General features: G+C 70.9%; 29 protein-coding genes and 2 pseudogenes. 15 read left to right on the top strand and 16 right to left on the bottom strand.

Going from position 1 to position 24,612, the window contains the following annotated elements:
* Positions 1 to 9: 9 nt before the first annotated feature.
* Positions 10 to 597, bottom strand: coding sequence for an OsmC family protein (locus H0S67_RS10975; RefSeq protein WP_180936593.1), 588 nt, complete (start codon positions 595 to 597; stop codon positions 10 to 12).
* Between the two features lie 165 nt (positions 598 to 762).
* Here H0S67_RS10975 and H0S67_RS10970 point away from each other — a divergent pair, with 165 nt between their 5' ends.
* Complete coding sequence (locus H0S67_RS10970; RefSeq protein WP_180936592.1) at positions 763 to 2,013, top strand: alpha/beta hydrolase; 1,251 nt, start codon at positions 763 to 765, stop codon at positions 2,011 to 2,013.
* An 8-nt stretch (positions 2,014 to 2,021) separates the two neighbouring features.
* Positions 2,022 to 2,849 (top strand): polyphosphate kinase 2, encoded by an 828-nt coding sequence (ppk2, locus tag H0S67_RS10965; RefSeq protein WP_180936591.1) that lies wholly within the window; start codon positions 2,022 to 2,024, stop codon positions 2,847 to 2,849.
* A gap of 6 nt (positions 2,850 to 2,855) precedes the next feature.
* Here the strand turns inward: ppk2 and H0S67_RS10960 are convergent, their stop codons facing one another.
* Positions 2,856 to 3,755: a LysR family transcriptional regulator gene (locus H0S67_RS10960; protein ID WP_180936590.1), complete on the bottom strand. Its 900-nt coding sequence runs from the start codon at positions 3,753 to 3,755 to the stop codon at positions 2,856 to 2,858.
* A gap of 83 nt (positions 3,756 to 3,838) precedes the next feature.
* Here H0S67_RS10960 and H0S67_RS10955 point away from each other — a divergent pair, with 83 nt between their 5' ends.
* From H0S67_RS10955 to H0S67_RS10950, 3 genes are read left to right on the top strand one after another with little or no spacing between them, the layout of a single operon-like run.
* A complete protein-coding gene (locus tag H0S67_RS10955; RefSeq protein ID WP_219635641.1) occupies positions 3,839 to 4,453 on the top strand; it encodes a DMT family transporter in 615 nt (204 codons plus the stop codon).
* A complete protein-coding gene (locus H0S67_RS23580) occupies positions 4,450 to 4,779 on the top strand; it encodes an EamA family transporter (protein ID WP_219635640.1) in 330 nt (109 codons plus the stop codon). The genes H0S67_RS10955 and H0S67_RS23580 overlap by 4 nt, the downstream gene beginning before the upstream one ends.
* A 5-nt stretch (positions 4,780 to 4,784) precedes the next feature.
* Positions 4,785 to 5,444 (top strand): class I SAM-dependent methyltransferase, encoded by a 660-nt coding sequence (locus H0S67_RS10950; protein ID WP_246355299.1) that lies wholly within the window; start codon positions 4,785 to 4,787, stop codon positions 5,442 to 5,444.
* Here the strand turns inward: H0S67_RS10950 and H0S67_RS10945 are convergent.
* From H0S67_RS10945 to H0S67_RS10935, 3 genes are read right to left on the bottom strand one after another with little or no spacing between them, the layout of a single operon-like run.
* Entirely contained in the window at positions 5,403 to 6,509 is a 1,107-nt protein-coding gene (locus tag H0S67_RS10945) for a prenyltransferase (RefSeq protein WP_180936589.1), read from the bottom strand. The genes H0S67_RS10950 and H0S67_RS10945 overlap by 42 nt on opposite strands.
* Positions 6,502 to 7,233 carry a class I SAM-dependent methyltransferase gene (locus H0S67_RS10940; protein WP_180936588.1) on the bottom strand — a complete coding sequence of 244 codons (732 nt, stop codon included), beginning with the start codon at positions 7,231 to 7,233 and terminating at the stop codon, positions 6,502 to 6,504. Before H0S67_RS10940 ends, H0S67_RS10945 begins: the two co-directional genes overlap by 8 nt.
* A 2-nt stretch (positions 7,234 to 7,235) precedes the next feature.
* Positions 7,236 to 8,492 carry a glycosyltransferase family 4 protein gene (locus H0S67_RS10935; protein WP_180936587.1) on the bottom strand — a complete coding sequence of 419 codons (1,257 nt, stop codon included), beginning with the start codon at positions 8,490 to 8,492 and terminating at the stop codon, positions 7,236 to 7,238.
* Positions 8,493 to 8,627: 135 nt separating this feature from the next.
* Here H0S67_RS10935 and kstR point away from each other — a divergent pair, with 135 nt between their 5' ends.
* Entirely contained in the window at positions 8,628 to 9,242 is a 615-nt protein-coding gene (gene kstR / locus H0S67_RS10930; protein WP_180936586.1) for a cholesterol catabolism transcriptional regulator KstR, read from the top strand.
* Between the two features lie 12 nt (positions 9,243 to 9,254).
* On the opposite strand, the gene H0S67_RS10925 is transcribed toward kstR, so the two are convergent.
* The 4 genes from H0S67_RS10925 to H0S67_RS10910 form a co-directional block, all read right to left on the bottom strand.
* On the bottom strand, positions 9,255 to 9,695 hold the full coding sequence (locus H0S67_RS10925) for a pyridoxamine 5'-phosphate oxidase family protein (protein ID WP_180936585.1): 441 nt from the start codon (positions 9,693 to 9,695) through the stop codon (positions 9,255 to 9,257).
* Positions 9,696 to 9,721: 26 nt separating this feature from the next.
* Positions 9,722 to 10,687 carry an NAD(P)/FAD-dependent oxidoreductase gene (locus H0S67_RS10920; protein ID WP_180936584.1) on the bottom strand — a complete coding sequence of 322 codons (966 nt, stop codon included), beginning with the start codon at positions 10,685 to 10,687 and terminating at the stop codon, positions 9,722 to 9,724.
* A gap of 62 nt (positions 10,688 to 10,749) precedes the next feature.
* Complete coding sequence (locus H0S67_RS10915) at positions 10,750 to 11,277, bottom strand: hypothetical protein (RefSeq protein WP_180936583.1); 528 nt, start codon at positions 11,275 to 11,277, stop codon at positions 10,750 to 10,752.
* Positions 11,278 to 11,281: 4 nt separating this feature from the next.
* Positions 11,282 to 11,800 carry a hypothetical protein gene (locus H0S67_RS10910; RefSeq protein WP_180936582.1) on the bottom strand — a complete coding sequence of 173 codons (519 nt, stop codon included), beginning with the start codon at positions 11,798 to 11,800 and terminating at the stop codon, positions 11,282 to 11,284.
* A gap of 99 nt (positions 11,801 to 11,899) precedes the next feature.
* Between H0S67_RS10910 and H0S67_RS10905 the strand changes: the two genes are divergently transcribed.
* Positions 11,900 to 12,442, top strand: a complete 543-nt coding sequence (locus tag H0S67_RS10905; protein ID WP_219635639.1) for a DUF1707 SHOCT-like domain-containing protein — start codon at positions 11,900 to 11,902, stop codon at positions 12,440 to 12,442.
* A gap of 42 nt (positions 12,443 to 12,484) precedes the next feature.
* Here the strand turns inward: H0S67_RS10905 and H0S67_RS10900 are convergent, their stop codons facing one another.
* Positions 12,485 to 12,850, bottom strand: coding sequence for an MmcQ/YjbR family DNA-binding protein (locus H0S67_RS10900; RefSeq protein ID WP_180936581.1), 366 nt, complete (start codon positions 12,848 to 12,850; stop codon positions 12,485 to 12,487).
* A 97-nt stretch (positions 12,851 to 12,947) separates the two neighbouring features.
* Between H0S67_RS10900 and H0S67_RS10895 the strand changes: the two genes are divergently transcribed.
* The 3 genes and pseudogenes from H0S67_RS10895 to H0S67_RS10885 all read left to right on the top strand — a co-directional run bounded on the left by H0S67_RS10895 (position 12,948) and on the right by H0S67_RS10885 (position 15,331).
* A complete protein-coding gene (locus tag H0S67_RS10895) occupies positions 12,948 to 13,844 on the top strand; it encodes a slipin family protein (RefSeq protein ID WP_180936580.1) in 897 nt (298 codons plus the stop codon).
* A gap of 12 nt (positions 13,845 to 13,856) precedes the next feature.
* The gene (locus H0S67_RS10890; RefSeq protein WP_180936579.1) at positions 13,857 to 14,243 is read left to right on the top strand and encodes a VOC family protein; all 387 of its coding nucleotides are present in this window, start codon (positions 13,857 to 13,859) and stop codon (positions 14,241 to 14,243) included.
* A 37-nt stretch (positions 14,244 to 14,280) separates the two neighbouring features.
* A pseudogene (locus tag H0S67_RS10885) lies at positions 14,281 to 15,331 on the top strand (AbrB family transcriptional regulator).
* On the opposite strand, the gene H0S67_RS10880 reads toward H0S67_RS10885, so the two are convergent.
* The 4 genes from H0S67_RS10880 to H0S67_RS28130 form a co-directional block, all read right to left on the bottom strand.
* Positions 15,288 to 16,571: an MFS transporter gene (locus H0S67_RS10880; protein ID WP_180936577.1), complete on the bottom strand. Its 1,284-nt coding sequence runs from the start codon at positions 16,569 to 16,571 to the stop codon at positions 15,288 to 15,290. The pseudogene H0S67_RS10885 and the gene H0S67_RS10880 sit on opposite strands and share 44 nt — an antisense overlap.
* On the bottom strand, positions 16,568 to 18,694 hold the full coding sequence (gene uvrB / locus H0S67_RS10875) for an excinuclease ABC subunit UvrB (protein ID WP_180936576.1): 2,127 nt from the start codon (positions 18,692 to 18,694) through the stop codon (positions 16,568 to 16,570). The genes H0S67_RS10880 and uvrB overlap by 4 nt, the downstream gene beginning before the upstream one ends.
* Positions 18,695 to 18,774: 80 nt before the next feature.
* Positions 18,775 to 18,981, bottom strand: coding sequence for an SRPBCC family protein (locus H0S67_RS23575; protein WP_219635769.1), 207 nt, complete (start codon positions 18,979 to 18,981; stop codon positions 18,775 to 18,777).
* Positions 18,918 to 19,226: an SRPBCC family protein gene (locus tag H0S67_RS28130; RefSeq protein WP_219635638.1), complete on the bottom strand. Its 309-nt coding sequence runs from the start codon at positions 19,224 to 19,226 to the stop codon at positions 18,918 to 18,920. Before H0S67_RS28130 ends, H0S67_RS23575 begins: the two co-directional genes overlap by 64 nt.
* A 196-nt stretch (positions 19,227 to 19,422) precedes the next feature.
* Here H0S67_RS28130 and lepB (H0S67_RS26685) point away from each other — a divergent pair, with 196 nt between their 5' ends.
* Positions 19,423 to 19,824, top strand: coding sequence for a signal peptidase I (lepB, locus tag H0S67_RS26685; protein WP_281369012.1), 402 nt, complete (start codon positions 19,423 to 19,425; stop codon positions 19,822 to 19,824).
* On the top strand, positions 19,821 to 20,207 hold the full coding sequence (lepB, locus tag H0S67_RS26680; protein ID WP_281369011.1) for a signal peptidase I: 387 nt from the start codon (positions 19,821 to 19,823) through the stop codon (positions 20,205 to 20,207). The genes lepB (H0S67_RS26685) and lepB (H0S67_RS26680) overlap by 4 nt, the downstream gene beginning before the upstream one ends.
* A gap of 153 nt (positions 20,208 to 20,360) precedes the next feature.
* On the opposite strand, the gene H0S67_RS25070 is transcribed toward lepB (H0S67_RS26680), so the two are convergent.
* Complete coding sequence (locus tag H0S67_RS25070; RefSeq protein WP_246355297.1) at positions 20,361 to 20,567, bottom strand: hypothetical protein; 207 nt, start codon at positions 20,565 to 20,567, stop codon at positions 20,361 to 20,363.
* Positions 20,568 to 21,049: 482 nt separating this feature from the next.
* Between H0S67_RS25070 and H0S67_RS28125 the strand changes: the two are divergent.
* The 3 genes and pseudogenes from H0S67_RS28125 to H0S67_RS10840 all read left to right on the top strand — a co-directional run.
* Positions 21,050 to 21,862: pseudogene (locus H0S67_RS28125) on the top strand (DUF222 domain-containing protein); the annotation flags it as partial.
* On the top strand, positions 21,829 to 22,317 hold the full coding sequence (locus tag H0S67_RS28120) for an HNH endonuclease (RefSeq protein ID WP_425489932.1): 489 nt from the start codon (positions 21,829 to 21,831) through the stop codon (positions 22,315 to 22,317). The pseudogene H0S67_RS28125 and the gene H0S67_RS28120, both read left to right, overlap by 34 nt.
* 47 nt (positions 22,318 to 22,364) lie before the next feature.
* Entirely contained in the window at positions 22,365 to 23,675 is a 1,311-nt protein-coding gene (locus H0S67_RS10840) for a phospholipase D-like domain-containing protein (protein ID WP_343050472.1), read from the top strand.
* Here the strand turns inward: H0S67_RS10840 and H0S67_RS10835 are convergent.
* Positions 23,650 to 24,591, bottom strand: a complete 942-nt coding sequence (locus H0S67_RS10835; RefSeq protein WP_180936572.1) for an SCP2 sterol-binding domain-containing protein — start codon at positions 24,589 to 24,591, stop codon at positions 23,650 to 23,652. The genes H0S67_RS10840 and H0S67_RS10835 overlap by 26 nt on opposite strands.
* Positions 24,592 to 24,612: the final 21 nt, after the last annotated feature.

Below are 24,612 nucleotides of genomic sequence, written 5' to 3'. Positions count from 1 at the left end.
AGCGCCGCGTCAGGCGCGCTCGCGTTGTCCACGGACCTCGACGTCGATGTGGACGGGGGTGGGCTGGGTCAGGGCGTCGTAGACCGCGGAGCGTCGGCGGGACTGCTCGACGATCTCCCGCAGCGTCGCGTCGTCGGCGTCGCCCTCGATCTGGAAGGTGACCCGGATCTGCTCGTAGCCGTTCCGGACCGAGCCCCCCGAGAGGCCCAGGATCCCGAGCAGGTCGATGTCTCCCTCCACCGTCGAGGTGACGCTCGTGAGGTCCACGCCCCGGGCGGCGGCGATGTTGCCGATCCCGGAGGTGAGGCAGGCGGCGATCGCGTGCAGCAGGTACTCCGCGGCGGTCGGCGCGTGGTCGTTGCCGACCAGTACCTCGGGGTGGTCGGCCTCGACGACGGTCACCTGCTGGTGGGCCATCTCCTGCAGGGCGCCGTGGAAGCCCGAGAACTCCGTGCGGCTGTGGGTGCCGCCCTGCCAGGTGTTGCTGGCGCGGAACTGGAACTTCGCGATCTCGGGCTGTCCCTTGACCGCGTCGAGAGTGGCGAACAGGGTCGCGACGTCGACGCCGTTGCGGGGGCTCTGCATGGTGCTTGTCATGGGGTTTCCTCCTGTGTGGGTCCGGCCTGGATCAGCCGGTGTCCACACGCTCCCCGTCGCCCCTTCCCCCGGCCTTCCCCCCGGCCTTCCCCCGCACGTCCCCGGCCCCTGCCGCCGGACGCCCTGGAGCTACAACACGTTCTAGTCGCGTGACATCATCGCGACATGTCCTTCCTGCGCAGACAGATCGTGACTGCCGCGCTCACGGCCAACGCCATCCGGCCCGTGCCGGGCTTCCGGGTCGGCATCCCGGCCTTCCTCGCGGGCTGGTTGACCGGCGAGCTGGCCCCGCACCTGCTCGCGGTCACCGCCGCCGACGCCGCGGTCAACGCGGCCAGCCGGCGCCGCAGCAGGGCCGGTCTGGCGCTCGCCGCAGCCAGCGCCGCCGGCCTGGGTTTCCTGATCGACCAGAGCCGGCGGGTGCAGACCGCGGCAGAGACGGCGCTGACCGAGTCCCTGGGCGAGGACTACCTCGACGCGCTCGACGCCCGGCCGACGCCCGCCGACCTGGCCACACCGTGGCGCCAGCTGGTCAACCCGTTCCGGGTGCGCAACATCGCCGTGGAGGTCGAGCGTGACATCGCCTACGCCCCCGAGCACGGCAAGCGCGGCCTGCTGGACGTCTACCACCCGGTGGACCCCGCCGTGGGCCGCGCCCCGGTGCTGCTGCAGGTGCACGGCGGGGGCTGGAGCGTCGGCAGCAAGGACCAGCAGGGCATCCCGCTGATGCAGCACCTGGCGGCCAAGGGCTGGGTCTGCGTCGCGATCAACTACCGGCTCTCGCCGCGCGACGCCTTCCCAGCGCACATCATCGACGTCAAGCGGGCGATCGCCTGGATCCGCGAGCACATCGAGGAGTACGGCGGGGACCCGGCGTACGTCGCGATCACCGGCGGGTCGGCCGGCGGCCACCTGACCGCGCTGGCCGCGCTCACCCCCGGCGACCCCGCGTGGCAGCCCGGCTTCGAGCACGCCGACACCAGCGTGCAGGTCGCGGTCCCCCACTACGGCGTCTACGACCTGGCCGGCTGCACGGGGCTGCGGAGCGCCGTGCAGATGCGCGACGCCTTCCTCGCGCCGCGGATCTTCCAGACCAGCTGGGAGGAGGACCCCGAGGCGTTCGAGGCCGCCTCTCCCCTGCTGCGGATCACCGAGGACGCGCCGGACTTCTTCGTGCTGCACGGCACCCTCGACAGCCTGGTCGAGGTCGAGCAGGCCAGGCTCTTCGTGGAGAAGCTGCGCTCGGTCTCCAAGCGCTCGGTCGTGTACGCCGAGCTGCCGGGCGCCCAGCACGCCTTCGACGTCTTCCCGTCCATCCGCAGCGCCCACGTCGTACGCGCGATCGACCGCTACCTGCACTGGCACTGGAACCTCTACCGCCGCGAGCAGGGGGACATCGCCGTCTCCTCGCAGTAACCTGCAGCATGGGGAAGCACGACGACGGACAGTCGGCCAGGGCCGAGCAGAAGGTGCCGAACAAGGTCTACGAGGCCGAGCTGTTCCGCCTGCAGGCCGAGATGGTCAAGGTCCAGGAGTGGGTCAAGACCGAGCGACAGCGCCTGGTCGTGGTCTTCGAGGGCCGCGACGCCGCCGGCAAGGGCGGCACGATCAAGCGGATCACGCAGTACCTCAACCCCCGCGTCGCGCGGATCGTGGCGCTGCCCGCACCCACCGAGCGCGACAAGGGGCAGTGGTACTTCCAGCGCTACGTCGAGCACCTGCCCTCCGCCGGGGAGATCGTGCTCTTCGACCGGTCCTGGTACAACCGCGCCGGCGTGGAGAAGGTGCTGGGGTTCTGCACCCCGGTCGAGTACCGCCGCTTCCTGCACCAGTGCCCGATCTTCGAGCGACTGCTCGTCGAGGACGGGATCATGCTGCGCAAGTACTGGTTCTCCGTCAGCGACCGCGAGCAGCAGCGCCGGTTCAAGCGGCGGCTGAATGACCCGATGCGGCAGTGGAAGCTGTCGTCGATGGACATCGAGTCCATCACCCACTGGGAGGACTACTCGCGCGCCAAGGACGAGATGATGGTGCACACCGACATCCCCGAGGCGCCGTGGTACGTCGTGGAGAGCGACGTGAAGAAGCGGGCCCGGCTCAACATGATGGCCCACCTGCTCAGCAGCATCCCGTACGTCGACGTGCAGACCCCGCTGGTCGAGCTGCCGCCGCGGCCGGCACCGAGGGGCTACGAGCGCCCGCCGCGCGACCAGACGGCGTACGTGCCCGACCACAGCGCGACGCTCCTGTAGCGCCGGCTAGGCAGGATCGCCCAGCGGCACGTCCTCGAGCAGCCGGAGCACCAGCGCCAGCGGCGGCCAGACGTCGCGCCCGCGCCGGGTCACGGCGTACGCCCGGAGGGTGACCACGGGGTCGGCGAGCCGGTGCACCCGGACCTGCGGGATCGTCGTCATCGCCTGCGGCAGGAGCCCGACCCCGAGACCCTCCGCGATCATGTCCTGCACGAGCTCGAGGCTGTCGGCGCGGTGCACGACGCGTGGCTGGAAGCCGGCCAGCGAGGCGACGGTGCGGACGACCTCGTCGTCGGCGGTGTTCCGCGAGTTCACGATCCAGTCGTGGTCGCGGTAGCGCGCGAAGACCTCCAGCGACGTGGCCGGCCCATCCGGGTCGCCGGCCGGCAACCCCAGGCCCCAGGGCGTGGTGCCGAGCGGGATCGCGGCGAGCGTCGCGTCGAACGTCGCGGGTGCGAGGTTGTAGTCGTAGGTCATGGCGAGGTCGACGTGGTCGCCGTCGAGCAGCTCGAGCGCCTCGGCCGGCTCGTGCTCGTGGATGCTCAGCCGCACGTCGCGATGGTCCGCGGCGAGCCGGCGCAGCACCGGGAGCACCGCCTGGCGGATCGCGGTGGCGAAGGCGGCCACCCGCAGCGTCCCGTGCGGGGTGGCCTCCGGATCCAGGTCGGCCCGGGCCGCATCGAGGGCCGCCAGCACGTGGACGGCGTGGTCCGCGAGGCGTCGCCCCGCGGGGGTGAGGCGTACGCCGCGTCCCTCGTGCTCCAGCAGCGGGGTCCCGGCCTCCTGCGCGAGCGCCGCGATCTGCTGGGACACCGTGGAGGTCGTGACGTTCATGACGTCGGCCACCGCACGCATGGAGCCCAGGCGGGACAGCTGGAGGAGCAGCTCGAGGCGACGGGGATCCATGACGTGGATTGTCAACGATTCCTGAACACATCGTCAATCGAGGTCACGTGGACGTGAACGTTCCACCCGGCTTCACTGGTCCCATGACTTCCCTCGGACACACCTCGGCCCGTACCGGCTCGCTCATGGCGCTCGCGTCGATGTCCTGCGTACAGCTGGGCCTCGCCGCGTCCGTGGGGCTGCTGGACCGGACCGGCGCGGAGGGCGCTGCCGCGCTGCGGCTGGCCTGCGCGGGCGCCCTGGCCCTGCTCCTCCTACGCCCGCGTCCGCGGAGCATGACCCGCCACTCGCTGGCCGCCGCAGCCGCGCTGGGCGTGGTGACCGGCGGGGTCACGGTCCTCTTCATGGAGGCCGTGGCGCGCATCCCGCTCGGCACCGCGAGCGCCCTGGAGTTCCTCGGCCCGCTCGCGGTGGCCGTGGCTCGCAGCCGCGACCGGCGCCAGCTGCTGTGGCCGGCGCTCGCCCTGGTCGGGGTGCTGATGCTCACCCGACCGTGGGCCGGAGCGACGGACCCGGTGGGCATCGGCTTCGCGCTCGGCGCGGCGGCCTGCTGGGCGGCGTACATCCTGCTCACCAGGCGGTGGGCGACGCGGTCGAGGGCCTCCAGGGGCTGGCGGTCTCGCTGCCCGTTGCGGGCGTCGTCGCCGTCGGGATCGCCGGTCCGGGCTTTGCCACCAGGCTCACCCCGCAGCTGGTGATCCTCGGCCTGGGCCTGGCGCTGCTGCTGCCGCTGGTTCCGTTCAGCCTGGAGATGCTGGCGCTGCGTCGCCTCGACACTGCCGCGTTCGGGACCCTGATGAGCCTCGAGCCCGCCATCGCTGCGCTGGTCGGGCTGGTGCTGCTGCACCAGGTGCCCGGGCTGCCGGCCGCCGTCGGTGTCGTGCTCGTCGTCGCCGCGGGCGCCGGGGCCACCCGCACCGGCGGCCGCGCCGTGGCTGACCTGGGACCGGCCGCGGAGACGCCCGACTCCCTGTCCGGCCTGCCCTCTCGAGCCCTGGAGCGCGTGGCGACCCCACTAGGCTGACCCGCGTGCCGGAGACCGTCGAGATGCCCGCCGACCTGCTCGCCCACGCCCGGGCTGCGAAGGGCTTCATGCCCGAGGACGAGGGCCTGCTGCTGCACCGGGTCGCACGGGAACGGCTCCCCCACGGACCTGTCCTGGAGGTCGGCACCTACTGCGGCAAGTCCGCGATCTACCTCGGCGCGGCCGCGCGTGAGGTCGGCGGGACCGTGCTCACGGTCGACCACCACCGCGGGTCGGAGGAGAACCAGGCCGGGTGGGAGCACCACGACGCCAGCCTGGTGGACCCCGAGCTCGCGAGGATGGACACGCTGCCGGTCTTCCGCAAGACCCTGGCCCGGGCGGGCCTGGAGGACCACGTGGTGGCCGTGGTCGGACAGTCCACGACGGTCTCGGCGCTGTGGCGCACTCCCCTGTCGATGCTCTTCATCGACGGCGGGCACGCCGAGGTGCACGCCCGCAACGACTACACCGGCTGGGCGCCGTGGCTGATGACCGGCGGCCTGCTGGTCATCCACGACGTCTTCCCCGACCCCGCGGACGGCGGCCGCCCGCCGTACCTGGTCTTCCTGCGCGCGCTGGAGAGCGGCTTCGAGGAGGTCGAGGCGCTCGGGTCGATGCGGGTGCTAGTGCGGACGCGGGGCGACGCCGGGGACCTCGTCACCTGACGGGCACCCGCACTCGAGAGCGAGCTCGGCGAAGTGCGGCGCCAGCGAGGTGCCGCGCATGATGCCGGAGCCCTCGGTGGCGTGCCCGTGGGTCTCCCCCAGGGCGTCGATGGCCAGGATCACGGCCGCGGCCGTGTACGTCGTGTGCTCGACCGGCCAGTGCACGTCGTCGCCGTAGACCCAGCCGGTCCAGTACTTCCCCTCGTCGCCTCGCAGGTGCTGCATGTCGGCCAGCAAGGCCAGCGCGCGTCGCTGGTCGCCGATCGCGTCGAGCGCCATCGCCAGCTCGCAGGTCTCGGCCCCGGTCACCCACGGGTTGGTGTCGACGCAGTGGATCCCGAGGCCGTCGACCACGAACTCGTTCCAACGCGTCCTCAGCAGCGCGAAGGCGTCCTCGCCGCGGACCGCGCCGCCCAGCACCGGGTAGTACCAGTCCATCGAGTAGGTCGACTTGTCCAGGAACAGCTCGCGGTGCTGACGGATGGCGTGGCCCAGCCGGCCGCCGGCCAGCTCCCACTCCGGCTGCGGCTCGTCGACCAGGTCGGCGAGGGCCACGCCGGCGCGCAGCGACTGGTAGATGCTGGAGGACCCGGCCAGCAGCGCGCCGGACTCGTCGGGCGTCCAGTTGATCCCGCCGAACGGCAGCTGCTGGGAGACGACCCAGTCCAGCCCGGCCCGCACGGCCGGCCAGAAGCGCCGGACGAAGGTGACGTCGCGACGGATCAGCCAGTGGTGCCAGATGCCCACCGCGAGGTAGGACGACATGTTGACCTCGCCGCGGTGGTCCTCGACCTCGTCGCCGACGATCTTCATCGGCCACGAGCCGTCCGCGCGCTGCATCGTCGGCACCCACGCGTAGGCGCGCTCGGCCGCGGCGACCTGTCCGCCGGCGAGCAGCGCCATCGCGGCCTCGACGTGGTTCCAGATGTCGGTGTGCTCCCCGATCGTCCAGGGCACCGCTCCGGACGGCTCCTGCATCGCCGCGATCGAGGCCGCGGTCTCGGCGACCTGCTCGGCGGTGAGGATGCCGTCGACGTAGGGGATCCGGGCGAGTGGGTCAGCCATCGACAGCGCCGGAATCCGGCTTCCGGAAGTAGAGCACCATGCTCTTGCCGATCACCGGGTCGAGGACCCGGCCCGCCAGCCGCAGCGTCCGGGGCTGCTTCATGATCTCCCAGACCAGCAGCCGGTGGTAGGCCTTCGCCAGCGGGTGGTCGTCGTTGCGAACCCCGACGGCGCACTTGATCCACCAGTACGGCGAGTGCAGGCCGTGGGCGTAGGACTTGCCCTGGAGCTCGAGGCCGGCGTTGGCCAGCTTGCCGATCAGCTCCTTGTCGGAGTAGATCCGGATGTGCCCACCGGGGGTGTTGTGGTAGTCGTCGGAGAGCTTCCAGTTGATGATCTCGGGGAACCACCGCGGCACGGACACCGCGATGGTGCCGCCCGGTCGCAGGACCCGCGCCAGCTCGTCGATGGCCTGGATGTCGGCGGGGATGTGCTCGAGCACCTCCGCCGCGACGACCCGGTCGAACTCGCCGTCGGCGAAGGGCAGCGAGAGGGCGTCGCCCTCCTTGACGTCGGCCTCGGCGCCCTCGGGCACCTCGCCGGCCTCCTTCATCGCCCCGAACAGCTCACGGACCCCGGCGAGCTCGTCGGCGTCCTGGTCGAAGGCGATGACGTCACCCCCGCGGCGGTACATCTCGAACGCGTGCCGTCCGGCGCCGCACCCCATGTCGAGCACCCGGTCGCCGGGGCGGAGCCCGAGGCGGTCGAAGTCAACGGTCAGCACTGTTACCCCTTCGTCTGTCGGGCCGGCTGGGCCCCGTGGTAGTCGGCGATCACCTCGTCGTACGCCGCCGCGGTCGCTGCTGCGACGGCGCGCCAGCTGAAGAGCTCCTGCACCCGCCGGCGCCCGGCGCGTCCCATCCGCTCACGGCGCTCGGGGTCGTCGAGCAGCGCGGCGAGCGCGGTCTCCAGCTCCCCCACGTCGCCGGGCGTGACGAGGTCGGCGCACTCCCCGTCCGGCCCCACGACCTCGGGGATGGCGCCCGCCCGGGAGACGACCAGCGGTGTCTCACAGGCCATCAGCTCGGCGGTCGGGAGCGAGAAGCCCTCGTAGAGCGAGGGCACGCAGGCGATCTCCGCCGAGCCCATCAGGTCGACCAGCTCGGCGTCGCTGACGCCGTGCACGAAGCGCACGGAGTCGGCGATCGAGAGGCGGTCGATGAGCTGCTCGGTGCGGCCTCCGGGCTGGGGCCTGGTGACGAGCATCAGCTCGACGTCACGCTCCGTGCGCAGCTTGGCGAACGCCTCGAGCAGGGTCGCGATGCCCTTCATCGGGGCGTCGGCGCTGGCCATGGCCAGGATCCGGCCGGGCACCCGCGGCGCGGTCGGCGGCACGAAGCCGTCGTCGACGCCGAGCAGGATCACCTGGAGCCGCTGCGGGTCGACCCCGAAGTCCTTGACGATGTCGCGCTTGGAGGCCTGGGAGGGCGTGAGGATCTTGCGGGCCTGACGGGCGACCTTGCCCTGCATCCGCAGGAAGCCGTACCACCGCCGCACGGACAGCTTCTTGCGCCAGGGCGCGGCGGCCAGGTCGATCCGCCGGTCGAAGGTGATGGGGTGGTGCAGCGTGGTGATCAGCGGCAGCCCCATCTTCTCGATGTCGAGCATCCCGTAGCCGAGGACCTGGTTGTCGTGGACGATGTCGAAGTCGTCGACGCGGTCGCGCAGCAGCCTGGCCACCCGGGTGCTGAAGGTCTTGGGCTCGGGGAAGCCCGAGGCGCACATGGTGAGGAACTCCTCGACGTCCACCAGGTCGCGGAACTCGCGCGGCTTCGGGATCCGGAACGGGTCGGGCTCGCGGTAGAGGTCGAGGCTGGGGACCTTCGTCAGCGCGACCCCGGGGTCGAGGTCGGGGTAGGGCTGCCCGGAGAACACCTCGACCTGGTGGCCGAGGTTGGTGAGCTCACGGCTCAGGTGACGGACGTAGATGCCCTGTCCTCCGCAATGAGGCTTGCTTCGGTAGGACAGTAAGGCGATCCGCATCCGCCACGACCTTTCGTGTCTGAGCGTCCGGGCCGGACGAAGTGAAACGTGTTCCTATTATGTCCCACTGATTGCTAGCCTAGATGTCCGGTCCATCGAGTGGCTCGAGGGCCGGATCTTCCGAGGGGGAGACGCATGGGAGGCGCTGTGAGCACCGCCAACTCGCTGACCGACGAGGAGCTCGGGTCCGCGGCACAGCGGGGCCGGCGCAAGCGGATCCTCGACGCGACGATCGCGCTGGCCTCCCAGGGCGGCTTCGACGCGGTCCAGATGCGCACGGTTGCCGAGCAGGCTGACGTGGCGCTCGGGACGCTCTACCGCTACTTCCCGTCCAAGATCCACCTGCTGGTCTCGGCCCTGGGCCGCGAGTTCGAGCGCGCCGAGGCGGCGACGCGCGACAAGCCGATCCCGGGCGACACCGCGCACGAGCGCGTGATGTTCCTGCTCAACCGGACCACCAAGGGCCTCCAGAGCGACCCGCACCTGACCGAGGCGCTGACGCGGGCGTTCATGTTCGCCGACGCCTCGGTGGCCAACGAGATCCACGCGGTGGGCATGCTCCTCAACACGATGCTGACCCGGGCCATGAACCCCGGCAGCGAGGCGACGTCCGACGAGGACGTGGCCGTCGCGCGAGTCATCGCGGACGTCTGGCTCTCCACCCTCGTCGGCTGGGTCACCGGCCGCACCAACGCCGGCGACGTCTCCAAGCGGATGGACGTCGCGGTCGGGCTCCTGCTGCGCGACTGAGGCTCCCCGGGCTCAGACCATCTTGCGGTGGTCCCATGACGCGACGTGGTCGGGACGGACCACCACGGCCACCCGCTTGGTGACCTGCTTCTCGACGGTGGCGCGGCCGAAGTCACCCAGGTCCTCCAGGGACTTGGCGCCGACCATCCGCACGGCGACAGCCGAGCCGATCTCGCGGACCTGGTCGGGCTCGCGGAGGATCTCGGCGCGCCCGGAGATCGAGACACCGCGCAGCTCGAAGTAGTCGGTGCCGTCCTCGACCAGACAGCTCACCCGGGGGTCGCGCTCGAGGTTGCGGATCTTCTGGCTGCGGGCGTAGGTCCAGAACGCGATGCAGCCGTCGACGACGACGTAGAAGAGCGTGGTCAGGTGCGGCGCCCCGTCCCTGCCGATGCTGGCCACCTGGACCTTGAGGTTGTCGTCGAGGAAGCCGGCGACCTCTCGGTCGCTCATGCGTACGGCGTCGCGGCCGCTCACGGTCAGCTTCCCTCGCTCGAGTGGCCGGGGAAGACGTGCGCGCTCGGGTCGATCGCGACGGCGGCGTTGTTCACGGCGGTGGCCGCCTCACCGAAGCCCACGGCGATCAGCCTCACCTTGCCGGGGTACTCGGTGACGTCCCCGGCGGCGAAGACGCGCTCGATGCTGGTGCGCATCGCCGAGTCGACCACGACGTGGCGCTTGACCACCTCGATCCCCCACTCCTGCAGGGGACCGAGGTCCGCGACGAAGCCGAGGGCGGCGACGACCGCCTGCGCCGGGAGCGTCATCTTCTCGCCGTCGGCGAGGACCTCGACCGACTCCACGACCCCGTCGCCGTTGAACGCCGTCACCTCGGCCTTGGTGATGATGCGCACCGGCGAGGACCGCACCTGCTCGACGGTCCGGGCGTGGGCGCGGAAGGCGTCGCGGCGGTGCACGAGGGTCACCGATCGCGCGACGGGCTCGAGGTGCAGCGCCCAGTCGAAGGCGCTGTCCCCGCCGCCGACGATGACGACGTCCTTCCCGGCGTACGGCGCGAAGCTCGGGACGAAGAACTCCAGCCCGCGGCCCACCCACCCCTCGCCCGCCGGCAGCGGCCTGGGGCTGAACTTGCCGATGCCGGCGGTGATCAGCACGGCGCCGGCGCGGATCTCCTCGCCGTCGTCGAGGCCGATGGTCACGCTGTCGGCGTCCTGGCGCAGGCTGGTCGCCGTCCGGTCGAGGAAGTACTCCGGGTGGGCGGTCGCGGCCTGGGCGACGAGGCCCTCGACGAGGTCGCGGCCCTTGACGGTCGGGAAGCCGGCCACGTCGAGGATCTGCTTCTCGGGATACATCGCGGTGATCTGCCCCCCGAGCTCGGGCAGCGAGTCGACGACGGCGACCCGCAGCCCGCGGAAGCCGGCGTAGTAGGTCGCGAACAGCCCGGTGGGGCCGGCCCCGATGACAAGCAGGTCTGTGTCCGACATGCTCAGATCCTCCTCCTCACGTGTTCGGTTCGTGCTCCATGTGCTCGATTCCGGTCCCGCCGTCACCGCGTCTGCAGGTCGGACACCAGCCAGCCGTGGTCGGTGTGCACGACGGTGACCAGCGCCCGGTAGGGCGTGAACGCCGTCGCCTGCCCCTGCTTGTGGACGTACTTGTCGAGGAAGAGCAGTGCGACGACCCGCTGGGACGACGCCCGCACGACTCCGGCGTCGACCACGTTCACCTGGAGCCGGGTCCTGTCTGCGATGAACCTGTCGCGGAGGTCGGCGACGGTCTTCCGGTAGTCCGCAGCGAAGGCATCGGTCATCTTGCTGGTCGCCCGGCGCACCTGCTGGTCGTAGTCCGTGTACGACGTCGAGAGGATCTCCTCGGTCGCCGAGGACGCGGCGTCCACCGCGGCCTGGTGGGTCAGCTGGCCGGTGACCACGGGGCGGCTGGCCGAGACCGAGGGCTCGGGTCGCAGCCAGAGGTACCACGACTCCCCCGCCAGCACCGCCACCAGCAGCGCGACGACGACGAGCAGCACCGTCGTCGTGCGGGCGCTGCCCAGGACCCCGTCGCGTGCCGTCATCTGCTCAGCCCACGAACTCGAGGTCGGAGGTGAGCCAGCGGCCGTCCGTGTGGACGAGGTCCAGCTTGAGCCGGAAGTTGCGTGCCACCGGCTTGCCACGGGTCTGCACGTTCGCGACCGTGCCCGAGGTGGCGACGATGACTGTGGCCTCGTCCTGGTGGAGGTCGACGACCCCGGCCCACACGACCTTGCCGTCCATGACCGATCGGTTCCGCAGGAGCACCTTGGTCACGCCCGCGGACGAGGTGTCGTACTGGCGGCGGAACTTGCCGGTCGCACCCGCGGCCACGGTCGCCGTGCTGTCCCGGGGGTGTCGGTAGTCGAGGTTGATGACGGCCTCGGCCTCCTTGGTCGCGGCGGCCAGCACGTCGCCGTACCTCGCCTGCTCGACCGCGGCGTCGGCCCGCTCTCCGCGGGTGCGCTGGACGTCCACGCCGCCCACCACGGCGGCGGAGGCCAGGACCAGCGCCACGATGCAGAGCCCGACGTTGAGCCGGGCGTGCGAGCGTGGCGCGGGGTTCACCGGGGCACCGTACCGGGTTTCCGTGCGTGTCGAGGTCTCGGTCGGCCGTGCCGTGCTGCGCAACCGACCTAGGATGCCGAGTGTGGAAGCGAGGCACGCGTGACCGGATCCGCCGACCTGTGGTCGTCGTTCACCCATGATCCGCGCCGGTCGGCCAACGCCGGGCTCCGGGCGTCCGACGGGGACCGCAGCGTCGTCCAGCAGGTCCTCACCGAGGCGTACGCCGACGGACGACTGGACCGCGAGGAGTTCGACAGCAGGAGCACCGAGGCCGCCGGCGCCCGGACCCTCGGCGAGCTCCCGAAGCTGGTGTCCGACCTGGTCGCGCCCGATGCCGGGTCCTCGGCGTTGGCGCCCGTGGCCGGCGACGACCTGCAGCGGCAGGCGGTCGCGAAGTACCAGTCCGACCGGCGCGAGGCCGTGCTCGGCTTCCTCGGGCCCAGCATCGTCTGCGTCGTGATCTGGCTGGTGATCGGTGCCGACACGTTCTTCTGGCCGGGCTTCGTCATCGCCGGCACCGGTATCAACCTCATGCGCACCCTGGTCACCCGTCAGGACATGATCGCGAGCAACCTGCGTCGTCTGGAGAAGAAGCAGCAGCACCGGGAGCTCCGGCCGCCCGACGACGGCGGCGACGAGTAGTCGGCCTGACCGTGGCCCGCGGCACCCGCCCCTGACGCGGCGTCAGTCCTCCCAGCCCTCCGGCCGGTGCTTGCGCGGCAGCTTGGCGACGACGAGGCGGTAGGACTCGTCGACCGCCTCGATCAGCTCCTCGTCGGGGATCTCCCCGGAGAAGGACAGGTTGTTCCAGCCCGAGCGGCCGATGTAGGCCATCACCGTTGCTGCGCCCGGGTAGCGGTCGAGCCACTCGTCGGCGGCCTCGCGGCTCGGCCCACCCTTGACGCCGACCCCGTCGGCCCCGAGGAAGGCGAAGATCTTGCCCGCCTCGGCCGCACCCACCTTGATCACCGGGTGGTCGTGGTCCCAGGGGTTGTCCGGCCAGGCACCCGGCTTGGCCAGGCAGTGGCTCAGCATCTCGCGTGCATCCACCGGGTCAACGTAACCATGGGTACGAGTGCCGGGATTGCGTCGGCCGGGCGACGTACGCTCGAGGGCGAGGCAAATACTCGTCCCCCCGGAGGTCGTCGTGGACGTCCTGCTCATCGTGTTGCTCGCCCTGGTCGTGCTCGTCGCTTTGGGCGTCGCGATGAGCTTCCGCGTGGTCAAGCAGATCGAACGCGGCGTCGTGTTCCGGCTGGGTCGTGCCCAGCCGGAGGTGCGGCGCCCGGGCCCGACCATGCTGGTCCCGTTCGTGGACCGGATGAAGCGCGTCAACATGCAGGTCGCCACGATGCCGGTCCCGGCACAGGACGGCATCACCCGCGACAACGTGACCGTGCGCGTCGATGCGGTCGTCTACTTCCGGGTCCACGACCCGATGCGGGCCGTCGTCGAGGTGCAGGACTACCAGTACGCGATCTCGCAGGTGGCGCAGACCTCGCTGCGATCGATCATCGGCAAGAGCGAGCTCGACGACCTGCTGTCCAACCGCGAGCAGCTCAACCAGGGCCTCGAGGTGATGCTCGACAGCCCGGCCGCCCCGTGGGGCATCGAGATCGACCGCGTCGAGATCAAGGACGTGGCGCTGCCCGAGGCGATGAAGCGGTCGATGTCGCGCCAGGCGGAGGCCGAGCGGGAGCGCCGGTCCCGGGTCATCACCGCCGACGGCGAGTTCCAGGCGTCCAAGAAGCTGTCCCAGGCGGCCGCGGCGATGACCGCGACACCGGGCGCCCTCCAGCTGCGGTTGATGCAGACGATGGTCGAGGTGGCAGCCGAGCGGAACTCGACCCTGGTGCTGCCGTTCCCGGTGGAGCTCTTGCGCTACTTCGAGGCCGCGGCGCACGCCGCCGACCCGGCGGTGCCACGGGCCGGAATCCCGGATCCGGAACCCGCCGCGGACAAGGCCGTCCCGGACTCGGCCGCCGCCGCGGACGGAGCCATCCTGGACCCAGCGCCCGTGCTGGGGCCCGTGCCGCTCGACTGAGCGAGGAGTGACGTGGCGGTTCAGCTCAACCACACGATCGTGCAAGCCCGCGACAAGCAGGAGACCGCCCGGCACCTCGTCGACATCCTCGGCCTGCCCGAGCCGGCGTCGTTCGGCCCATTCCTGGTCGTACAGGTCAGCAACGACGTCTCGCTCGACGTGGCCGACGACCACGGCGAGCCCCGGCCGCAGCACTACGCGTTCCTGGTCGCGGAGGAGGAGTTCGACCAGATCCACGCCCGAATCCGGGATCGCGGACTCGAGTGGTGGGCCGACCCGTTCCACCACCGGCCGCACCAGGTCAACACCAACGACGGCGGTCGCGGTCTCTACTGGAACGACCCCAACGGGCACAGCCTGGAGATCCTCACCGTCCCGTACGGCGGCTGGGGACGCTGACCGTCCTCCGCCTCGCCGCGTCGTTAGGGTGACCACGATGCCCACCGAACGCAGCGCCGTTGCCGCCTGGGCTCTGATCCTCCTGGTGACGGGCACGACGAGCGTCGCCTTCGAGCTGCTGGGGCTCCCGTCCGCGGTGCTGTTCGGCGCACTCCTGGGCGGCATGGCCCACGCGCTGACGTCCCCCACGGCCCTCCGGGTCCCGCCCTTCGCCTTCCGCGTCGGGCAGGCCCTGATCGGGGTCACGATCGGCTCGCTGGTCAGCCTCTCGGCGCTGACGGGCATGGGCAGCGACCTGCTGCCGATCCTGGTCGTGACCGTCGGCACCGTGGCGATCAGCCTGCTCGCCGGGCGCGTCCTCGCGGTCCGTGACGACGTCAGCCACGTGACGGGTGCCTTCGCGATGATCGCCGGGGGCGCGTCGGGCGTGGTTGCCATCGCCCGCGAGCTCGGCGCGGACGACCGGGTCGTGACCGTGGTCCAGTACCTCCGGGTCCTGGTGGTGCTGATGGTGATGCCGGTGGTGACGGCCGTGGTCTTCCACCCCGAGCACGGGGTCGGGCGGTTCGACCAGGGCGGGGCGCCGTTCGGCACCGACCTCGTCTACGTCGCGATCGCCCTGGTCGGCGGGTTGCTGGTCGCGGGCGCCGTGCCGGTCACCACCGCCGCGTTGCTGGGCCCGCTCGCCGTCGCGGCCGCGCTCTCCTCCACCGGCTGGCTGGGGACACCGGCGGTGCCACTGGTGCTGCAGTGGACGGCGTACGTGCTGATCGGGGTGCAGGTCGGGCTGCGTTTCACCCGCGCCAGCCTCGCCTCGATCGCGCGGATGCTGCCTGTCGTGCTGGTGGTCATCGTCTCGATGATCGGCCTGACGGCCGCGATGGGTGCGGCACTGGCCTGGCTGACCGATCGACGGCCTCACGGCCTATCTTGCGACGACGCCCGGCGGCCTCTTCGCCGTCCTGGCGACGGCCGCCGACAGCGGCTCGGACGTGACCTACGTGATGGCGGTCCAGCTCTTCCGGCTGCTGGTGATCCTGATGTTCACACCGTTGCTGGCAGCACGCCTTCGAGCTCGTCACGGCTGACCACCGCCCGGGTCCGACGGCGGTAGCGCCACACCTGCAGCAGCCCGAGCGCCCACAGGGCGTACTGGGCGCTCATCGCCCATCGGAACGCCGAGGGCGTGTATGCGGTGCTGTCACCCGGGGTGCGCCAGTCCAGGATGAGGCCGATCACCACGACCAGCACGAGGCTGGCGATGAAGCCACCCTGGTTGATGATGCCGCTGGCGCTGGCGAACCGCTCCGAGGGGTTGGAGGTGCGGCCGACGTCGAAGCCGATCATCGAGGCCGGGCCGCCGACGCCGACGACCAGGACAAGGACGACCAGCAGCCAGAGCGGCGCGTGACCCGGCCAGGCGAGCACCACGGTCCACGCCGCCACGATGGTGGAGACGATCGTGAGCACCATGGTGGAGCGGTGCCACGGGTGGGCGCCGATCAGCCAGCCCAGGACCGGGCCGCTGAACATGATCGCCACGACGATGGTGGTCAGCAGTGCGCCGGCCGCCGACGGGCTGAGCCCCTCACCGCGGACGAAGAAGGGGTAGCCCCACAGCAGGGCCAGCGTGGTGGCGCTGAACTGCGTGGAGAAGTGCATCCAGAACCCGAGCCGGGTGCCGGGGTGGGACCACGAGGCGGCCAGGCTGTCGCGCACGGCGCCGAGTGACAGGCTGGGCCCCCGGACGTGGCGGGCGCCCGGGGCGTCCTGCAGGAGGAGCAGCACCGCGACGGCCAGCACCACGCCGATCGAGGCGGCGATCAGGTAGGCCCGGGTCCAGCCGAGGTGACCCAGCGCCCAGGTCATCGGGACGGCGGCCGCCACCGCCCCGAGCTGCCCCAGGGTGCCGGTCAACTGGGTGACGAGCGGGATCCGTCGCGTCGGGAACCACGTGCTCACGAGCCGCAGCACGCAGATGAAGGTCATCGCGTCGCCCATCCCCACGAAGACGCGAGCCAGGAGGGCGAGCGGGTAGGTCTCGGCCAGGGCGAAGCCGGACTGGGCGACCGTGAGCAGCACGGTGCCGCCGAGCAGCACGCTGCGCGAGCCGAACCGGTCGACCATCAGCCCGACCGGGATCTGCATGCCGGCGTAGACCAGCAGCTGCAGCATCGTGAACGTGGCGAGCTGGGAGGCCGAGATGTCGAACCGGTCGGTGGCGGCGAGCCCCGCGACGGCGAGCGAGGAGCGGTGGAAGACGGCGAGCAGGTAGACCAGCAGGCCGACCGCCCAGACGACGTAGGCGCGCCGGGGGGTTGCCGTCACTTGGTGGCTTCCATCATCTGGCGGAGCTCCTTCTTGAGCTCCGAGATCTCGTCGCGCAGCCGCGCCGCGACCTCGAACTGCAGCTCGGCGGCGGCGTTCTTCATCTGGTCGGTGAGGTCCTGGATCAGCTGGGCGAGGTCGGCGCTCGGCATCCCGGCGAGCTCGGCGGCGTGCTTGCCGGCGTCCTTGGACGACAGCGCGGGAACGGGCTGCCTCGCCTTCACGCCACCGGCCCGGCCCTTGGCCTCGGTCCCGGCCCAGGTCTGGAGCAGCGCCTGGGTGCTCTCGTCCTCGCGGGCGAGCATCTCGGTGATGTCGGCGATCTTCTTGCGCAGCGGCTGCGGGTCGACGCCGTGGGCCTTGTTGTAGGCGACCTGCTTGGCGCGGCGACGGTTGGTCTCGTCGATCGCCGACTCCATGGACGGGGTGATCCGGTCGGCGTACATGTGCACCTGGCCGGACACGTTGCGGGCCGCGCGGCCGATCGTCTGGATCAGCGACTTGTCCGAGCGGAGGAAGCCCTCCTTGTCGGCGTCGAGGATCGCCACCAGCGACACCTCGGGGAGGTCGAGGCCCTCGCGCAGCAGGTTGATGCCGACGAGGACGTCGTACTCCCCCAGGCGCAGGTCGCGGAGCAGCTCGATCCGCTTGAGGGTGTCGACCTCGGAGTGGAGGTAGCGGGTCCGGATGCCGGCGTCGAGGAGGTAGTCGGTGAGGTCCTCGGACATCTTCTTGGTCAGCGTGGTGACCAGGACGCGCTCGCTCTTCTCGGTGCGGGTGCGGATCTCGTGGATCAGGTCGTCGATCTGGCCCTTGGTCGGCTTCACCACGACCTCGGGGTCGACCAGGCCGGTCGGCCGGATGATCTGCTCCACGGCGTCCCCGCCGACCTTGTCCAGCTCGTAGTCGCCCGGGGTCGCCGAGAGGTAGATGGTCTGGCCGATCCGGTCGAGGAACTCCTCCCAGCGCAGCGGCCGGTTGTCCATCGCGCTCGGCAGGCGGAAGCCGTGGTCGACCAGGTTGCGCTTGCGGGACATGTCGCCCTCGTACATGCCGCCGATCTGCGGCACGGCGACGTGCGACTCGTCGACGACGAGCAGGAAGTCCTCGGGGAAGTAGTCGAGCAGGCAGTTCGGCGCGGAGCCCCGGCTGCGGCCGTCGATGTGCATCGAGTAGTTCTCGATGCCCGAGCAGGAGCCGACCTGGCGCATCATCTCGACGTCGTACGTCGTGCGCATCCGCAGGCGCTGGGCCTCCAGGAGCTTGCCCTCGCGTTCGAACTTCGCCAGCTGCTCCTCGAGCTCCGCCTCGATGCCGCGGATCGCCCGCTCCATCCGCTCGGGACCGGCGACGTAGTGAGTCGCCGGGAAGACGTAGAGCTCCTGGTCCTCGGTCAGCACCTCGCCGGTGACCGCGTGGAGGGTCATCAGCCGCTCGATCTCGTCGCCGAAGAACTCGATGCGGACGGCGTGCTCCTCGTAGACCGGGAAGATCTCGAGGGTGTCGCCGCGCACGCGGAACGTGCCGCGGGTGAAGCTCATGTCGTTGCGGGTGTACTGGATCTCGACGAGCCGGCGCAGGATCGAGTCGCGGTCGTGCTCCTCCCCCACCCGCAGCCGCAGCATCCGGTCGACGTACTCCTGCGGCGTGCCCAGGCCGTAGATGCACGACACGGTGCTGACCACGATCACGTCGCGGCGGGTCAGCAGCGAGTTGGTCGCCGAGTGGCGCAGCCGCTCGACCTCCTCGTTGATCGAGGAGTCCTTCTCGATGTAGGTGTCGGTCTGCGGGACGTACGCCTCGGGCTGGTAGTAGTCGTAGTACGAGACGAAGTACTCGATCGCGTTGTCCGGGAAGAGCTGGCGCAGCTCGTTGGCGAACTGGGCGGCCAGCGTCTTGTTGGGCTGGAGCACCAGCAGCGGGCGCTGGAGCTGCTCGGCCACCCAGGCGACCGTGGCCGTCTTGCCCGTGCCGGTGGCGCCGAGGAGGACGACGTCCTGGGTGCCACCCTTGATCCGCTTGGCGATCTCCGCGATCGCGGTCGGCTGGTCACCCGACGGCTCGTAGTCGGAGACGACCTGGAGGGGCGCCACCCGGCGCTCGAGATCGGTCACTGGTCGCATACGACGAGAGTAAACGTCGCCGCCGACAGTGTTATTCCGAGCGGGTCACCACGGACACGCGATGCACACCGGGCGGGCCGTCACTCCCCGGTGCGGACCGGCACGCTCTCCAGGCGACGCTTGAGCCCGAGCCAGATCCGGTGCTCCTGGCGCCGGCCGAGGTAGCCGATCACCGGACCGGCGTACCGGAGCCTCCCGGTGCTCCGCACGTCCCAGTCCCACGTCATCCGGGTGCCGCCCGGGTGGGGTGCGAAGTCCAGCGTCCCGTCGATGATGGTGCCGTCCACCGAGGTGAGGACCCGAGGTGGTGCGGTCTGCCGTACTCGACCAGCTCGATGGTCATCGGGACCTCGCGGCCTGCGCTCCGGGCGACCGCGCGGAACCTGCTCCCCTCGCCCAGCGGCGCCGGCGTCACCATCTCGGAGCTCACCATGCCCGGGTTGTACGTCGGCTCGTTGGTCTGGTCCGCCACGACGTCGAAGACGGTCTCCACGGATGCTGCGATGTCGATGTGACCCCTCACGTGCGTCATTGCCCTGCTCCCTCCACTCTCTTGCAGTCAACGCCTCGCGACGGCGGTGTAGACAGGTCCTTAGGTCCTTGCACGCTGCATACCGAGCGTCGGTGAAACCAGCCGGTGTATGACGACTGGTCCGGCCGCCGCGGCCATACTCCGGTCAGGCTGCTGGTGCCGAGGGACGGCGCGCAGTATCTGACAGGGGCAGCGCGTGGACGAGACCACCAGCGTCGGCGAGGGCGTGCTGACGGACTCTCCGGGCGAGCCGGATCGCGCCAGCGGGCGGCCGCGTCGCCGTCCTCGCCGTCCGCTCTGGCAGCAGACGGTCGTGCTGTTCGCCGTCGCGGTCGTCCTGGCGATCGTGATCAAGGCGCTCTTCCTGCAGGCCTTCTACATCCCGTCGAGCTCGATGGAGCCCGGCCTGGTCAAGAACGACCGGATCCTGGTCGAGAAGCCGTCGTACTGGTTCGGCGGGTCACCGCAGCGCGGGGACGTCGTCGTGTTCAAGGACCCGGGTGACTGGTTGGGCGGTGCGGAGGACGCGGGTCCTCACGGCGCCCTCGCTTCGCTGATGGCCAAGGCCGGTCTCACCCCTCGGGCGGGCACCTCGTGAAGCGGGTCATCGGCGTCGCCGGTGACGTCATCACGTGCTGCGATTCGCGCGGCAGGATCATGGTGAACGGGACCCCGCTCAACGAGAGCGACTACATCTCTCCCCAGCAGACCTGCAACGGTCCGATGACCACCACCTGCGCCTGGACAGCCGGTCCGGTCCCCGACGGCCACATCTTCGTGATGGGCGACAACCGGGACAACTCGGCGGACTCCACGGTGCACATGTGCAGCGGCTCCGATCCCGCCTGCGTGCCCGGTGACGAGTACGTCGACACCGACCTGGTCGTCGGGCGCGTCTTCGCGCTCGTCTGGCCCCGGGACAGGGTCACGATCCTGCACCGCCCGGCGACCTTCTCCAGGGTGAAGGACCCCGGCGAGTAGCGCCGCGTCGCCCCGAACGGGGCGTGGTCTGCCGAGTTCGGTGCAGGCCGTCGTCCGTCATGCTTGCTCGCCGAGCCATCGGCTCAGGCTGGTTGCCAGGGCCGTCGGCTGGTCGAGCTCGAGCAGAGCGCACACCTTCACGAACGCTGGTCGTCAGGCGATCGCGGCCTTGACCAGCTCCACGACCTTCTTCTCGACCACGGGGCTCCAGTCCCGGAGCGCGTACGACACCGGCCACAGGTCCCCGTCGTCGAGGTTCGCGGAGTCCTGGAAGCCCAGGGTCGAGTAGCGGTACTTGAACTTGCCCGCATCCTGGAAGAAGACGACGACCTTGCCGTCGCCGTTGGCGTACGCCGGCATCCCGTACCAGGTCTTCGGTGCCAGTCCGGCGCGGTCGTGGTCACCGCCACGTGCACGCGCTCGGCGAGCGCGCGGTCCTCCGGCGCCATCTTCGCGATCGCCTCGAGCACCGCCTGCAGCCCGTCGGCCTTCTTGGCGCCCTTCTTGCCCTCTGCGCGCAGCTCGGCGGCGCGCTCCTTCATTGCAGCACGCTCCTCGGCGGTGAAGCCGTTGGACTCGGTCGCGGAACTGTTCGTGGGCATCGTCGTCGCCGCCTTTCGCTCTCGAGGTCCGGCGTGGTGCCGGCCTTCTGTGAAGAGGCTAGGTCCGGGGACGTCGGGGTGCTTCTCGAATCCTGATCGGTGTTGGAAGGCGGCGCTGCCGGAGGAGCAGTGGAGAAGACCTTGTGGCAGTCACTGTTCGAACGTATTGTCGAACACGTGACCGAGTCAGTGGTGGACGTCGCCGCGGTCCAGCAGCGCGCCCTGGACGGGCTCGTCGAGATGCTCGCCGACCTCGACGTGCCCGCCGACGACGCCACCTGCATCGACCACCTCGAGGCGCTGGAACGGATCAAGTCCGCCGCCGCGGCCGCCCAGGCCGCGATCACCGACCAGCTCGACCACCGCCGCCCCCACACCCCCGCCCGGGTGGCGGGGCGTCGGGACGCCGCCTTGGGCGCCGAGATCGGCCTGGCCCGCCGCGAGTCACCCCACCGGGGCCGCGCCCACCTCACCCTGGCCCGCGCCCTGCTCCACGACCTGCCCCACACCTACACCGCGCTCCGCCGCGGCGACCTGTCCGAACGCCGCGCCCAGATCATCGCCACCGAGACCAGCCACCTCACCCGCGAGCACCGCCTGACCATCGACGCCCAGATCGCCGGGGAGCCCGGTGCGCTGGACGGGCTCGGCGAGACCCGGCTCACCCAGGCCGTGCGCCGCCTCGCGCTCTCCCTCGACGAAGTCACCGCCCTGGCCCGCCGACACCGCGCCCACGCCTCCCGTCGGGTCACCGGCCGACTCCTGGGCGACGGCATGGCCCAGCTCTCCATCACCCTGGCCGACTGGCAGTACGCCGCGGTGATGACCTCCCTGACCGAGGCCACCGACCGCGACCGCGCCACCGGCGACCCCCGCACCCGCGGCCAGCACCAGACCGACACCGCCGTGGCCCGCCTCACCGGCCAGCCCACCGCCACCCGCACCCCGGTCGCCCTGAAGGTCCTCGTCTCCGCCGAGACCCTCCTCGGCCACGACCACACCCCCGCCTGGCTGCCCTGGTGCGGCCACATCCCCGCCACCATCGCCCGCGACCTGGCCGCGACCAGCCCCCAGATCCGCTCCACCATCCAGCGGTTCTTCCACTACCCCACCACCGGCGCCCTGGTCGCCCTCGAGACCGAGGCCGCGCACTTCACCGGACACCTGCGCGACCACCTCACCCTGCGCGACCAGACCTGCCGCACCCCCTGGTGCAACGCCCCATCCGGCACGCCGACCACGCCCAGCCGCGGCACCGCGGCGGCCCCACCAGCGCCCACAACGGCCAAGGCCTCTGCGAGAGCTGCAACCACGCCAAAGAGGCGCCCGGCTGGCGCCACCGACCCGTCCCCGGCGACCTCGACCAACCCCACACCATCGGCATCACCACCCCCACCGGCCACCACCACCGCAGCACCGCACCCCCACCACCCACCCCCGCAGCCCGACCACCCGGACCCCGCGTGGACATCCAGCGCCCGCGACTGGCCCTCACGCTCGCCGCCTGACACCCGCCTGCCCGGCAAAGCGTGGAGTCCGCGACTAGATTGAACCCGTGACCACATCTGCCCCATCCGTCGCCGAACGGCTGTTGCGGCTGCTGCGCCGTACCGCCCTCGCGATGGTCGGGGTGCAGTTGGCGCTGGCGATCGGGATGTCGCTGGTCGACTCCTACCGTCGGCGGGGCAAGAAGCCCAAGCCGTTCCCGGTCACCAAACCGCGCACGGTCCCGATCGGCGACGGCACCGTCACGACGTACACGTTCGGCAAGGACCTCTTCGACGACATGCTCGCGGCGATCGAGGGGGCGACCCGTCAGATCCTCTTCGAGACCTACATCTGGAAGGGCGACGAGATCGGCGAGCGCTTCAAGGAGGCGCTGGCCGCGGCCGCCGCCCGTGGCGTCGAGGTCTACTGCATCTACGACGGCTTCGCCAACATGGTGGTCTCGCCCCGGTTCAAGCGGTTCCCGCCGAGCATGAAGGTGCTCCGCTACCCCGTGTACGCCGCCGGGTGGCGGGTCTTCGACCTGCGCCGGTACGGGCGCGACCACCGCAAGATCCTCGTGGTCGACGACAGCGTCGGGTTCGTGGGCGGTTACAACATCGGCTCGGCCTACGAGACCGAGTGGCGCGACACCCACATGCGGCTGACCGGGCCCGGGGTCTGGGACCTGAAGCGAGCCTTCGCGGACTTCTGGAACCTGAACCGGCGCCGGCGGATCGGCACCAGCGAGCGTCCGCTCCTGCTGGAGACCGCCTCGACCTGGGAGCCGCGGATCCGGTTCCACCGCAACGTGCCGCGGCTCTGGATGTTCCCGATCCGCGGCATGTACCTCGAGGCCATCAACCGGGCCAGCCGCAACGTGTGGATGACCCACGCCTACTTCATCCCCGACCAGGACTTCGTCGACGCCATGAAGGCGGCGGCGCGGCGCGGCGTGGACGTGCGACTGCTGATCCCGTTGAAGTCCAACCACATCGTGGCCGACTGGATCTCCCGCGGCTACTTCAGCCAGCTCCTCGATGCAGGTGTGCGGATCCTGCGCTACAAGGACGCCATGGTGCACGCGAAGACCTCGACGATCGACGGGACCTGGACCACGGTCGGCACCGCCAACATCGACCGGCTCAGCCTGAGCGGCAACTACGAGATCAACGTCGAGCTGATCGACGAGTCGCTCGCCGCGGCGATGGAGGAGATCTTCGAGGCCGACGAGTCGAACTCGCTCGAGCTCACCATCGGTGAGTGGGAGGCGCGCGACCTGCACCGCAAGTTTCACGGAGTTCGTCCTGGCGCCGCTGCGCCCGCTGCTCTGATCGGCCCCCGGTCGAGCAGGCTCAGCGCGGCTGGGGGATGTCGATGACCGAGCTCAGCCTGAGCGCCTTGGCCTTGTCGCCGCGGACCTTGAGCTGGCCCTTGAGCACGGCCGTGACCGGGTTGAGGTGGCCGGTCGCCAGCCGCAGGTAGTCGTGGGCCTCGCAGGTGACCGTCGCATCGCGGTCCTCCCCCTGGTCGCCCACCTCGACCGTGGCCACTCCCCCGGCCACGCGGACGACGTACCGCTCGATCTCGCCCTCGGGGTTGCCGAGCAGGCGGAAGCCGATCGTCAGGTCGACGCGGGCCGCCTTGCCCGGGTTGAGGTAGTCGGGCAGGCGGCGGAAGATCTCGCCGAGCACCACCGGGCGGAAGCCCGACGTCATCACCTTCTTCAGGTGGTCGTGGCTCACCTCGCCCAGGGCGGTGGCGACCTCGACCGGGTCGAGGGCCCTCGGGTCCACCGCGACCGCGCCCGTGCCGGGCACCCGGAAGATACCGCCGACACCCAGCGCCAGCATGGCGTCGCCGTCGATGTCGAGCTTGCCGCGCAGGTACTCGAGCCCGGCGTTGCGCTCGCCGCTGACGATCCGCACGAACCGCAGCAGGCTGGTCCTCAGCGCCACGTCGGTGCGCTCGGTGCCCGACAGGTCCCGCAGCAAGGTCATGCTGCCGCCGTCGAACGCCAGTCCGTGCCGCTCGAGGAGCGTCCCGCGCCGCTCGAGGTCGAACCTCACGATTCCCTTCAGCTCGGCGAGACGCTCCGCGACGGCGTACTCGTGGAGCCGGGCGAGGATGCCTTCCACGGCTGCGGGCCGGACCTCGTCGCGGGCCATCAGGGCGAGGAGCTCCTCGTCGCTGGTCGCGCGGACCGCGGTCACCAGCGTCTCCGGATCGACCTCGGCGAAGAAGGCCGACGCCTCGTCCCGGGAGGCCGTGCGCAGCTGCTGCAGATCGGTGCTCATCCCGGTCACCGTACCGGCGGT

The sequence above is a fragment of the Nocardioides ungokensis genome, from assembly GCF_013466985.1.
GTDB lineage: Bacteria > Actinomycetota > Actinomycetes > Propionibacteriales > Nocardioidaceae > Nocardioides > Nocardioides ungokensis.
Note: the sequence above shows the minus strand (reverse complement) of the source record. Positions and strands in the feature narration are given on the sequence as shown.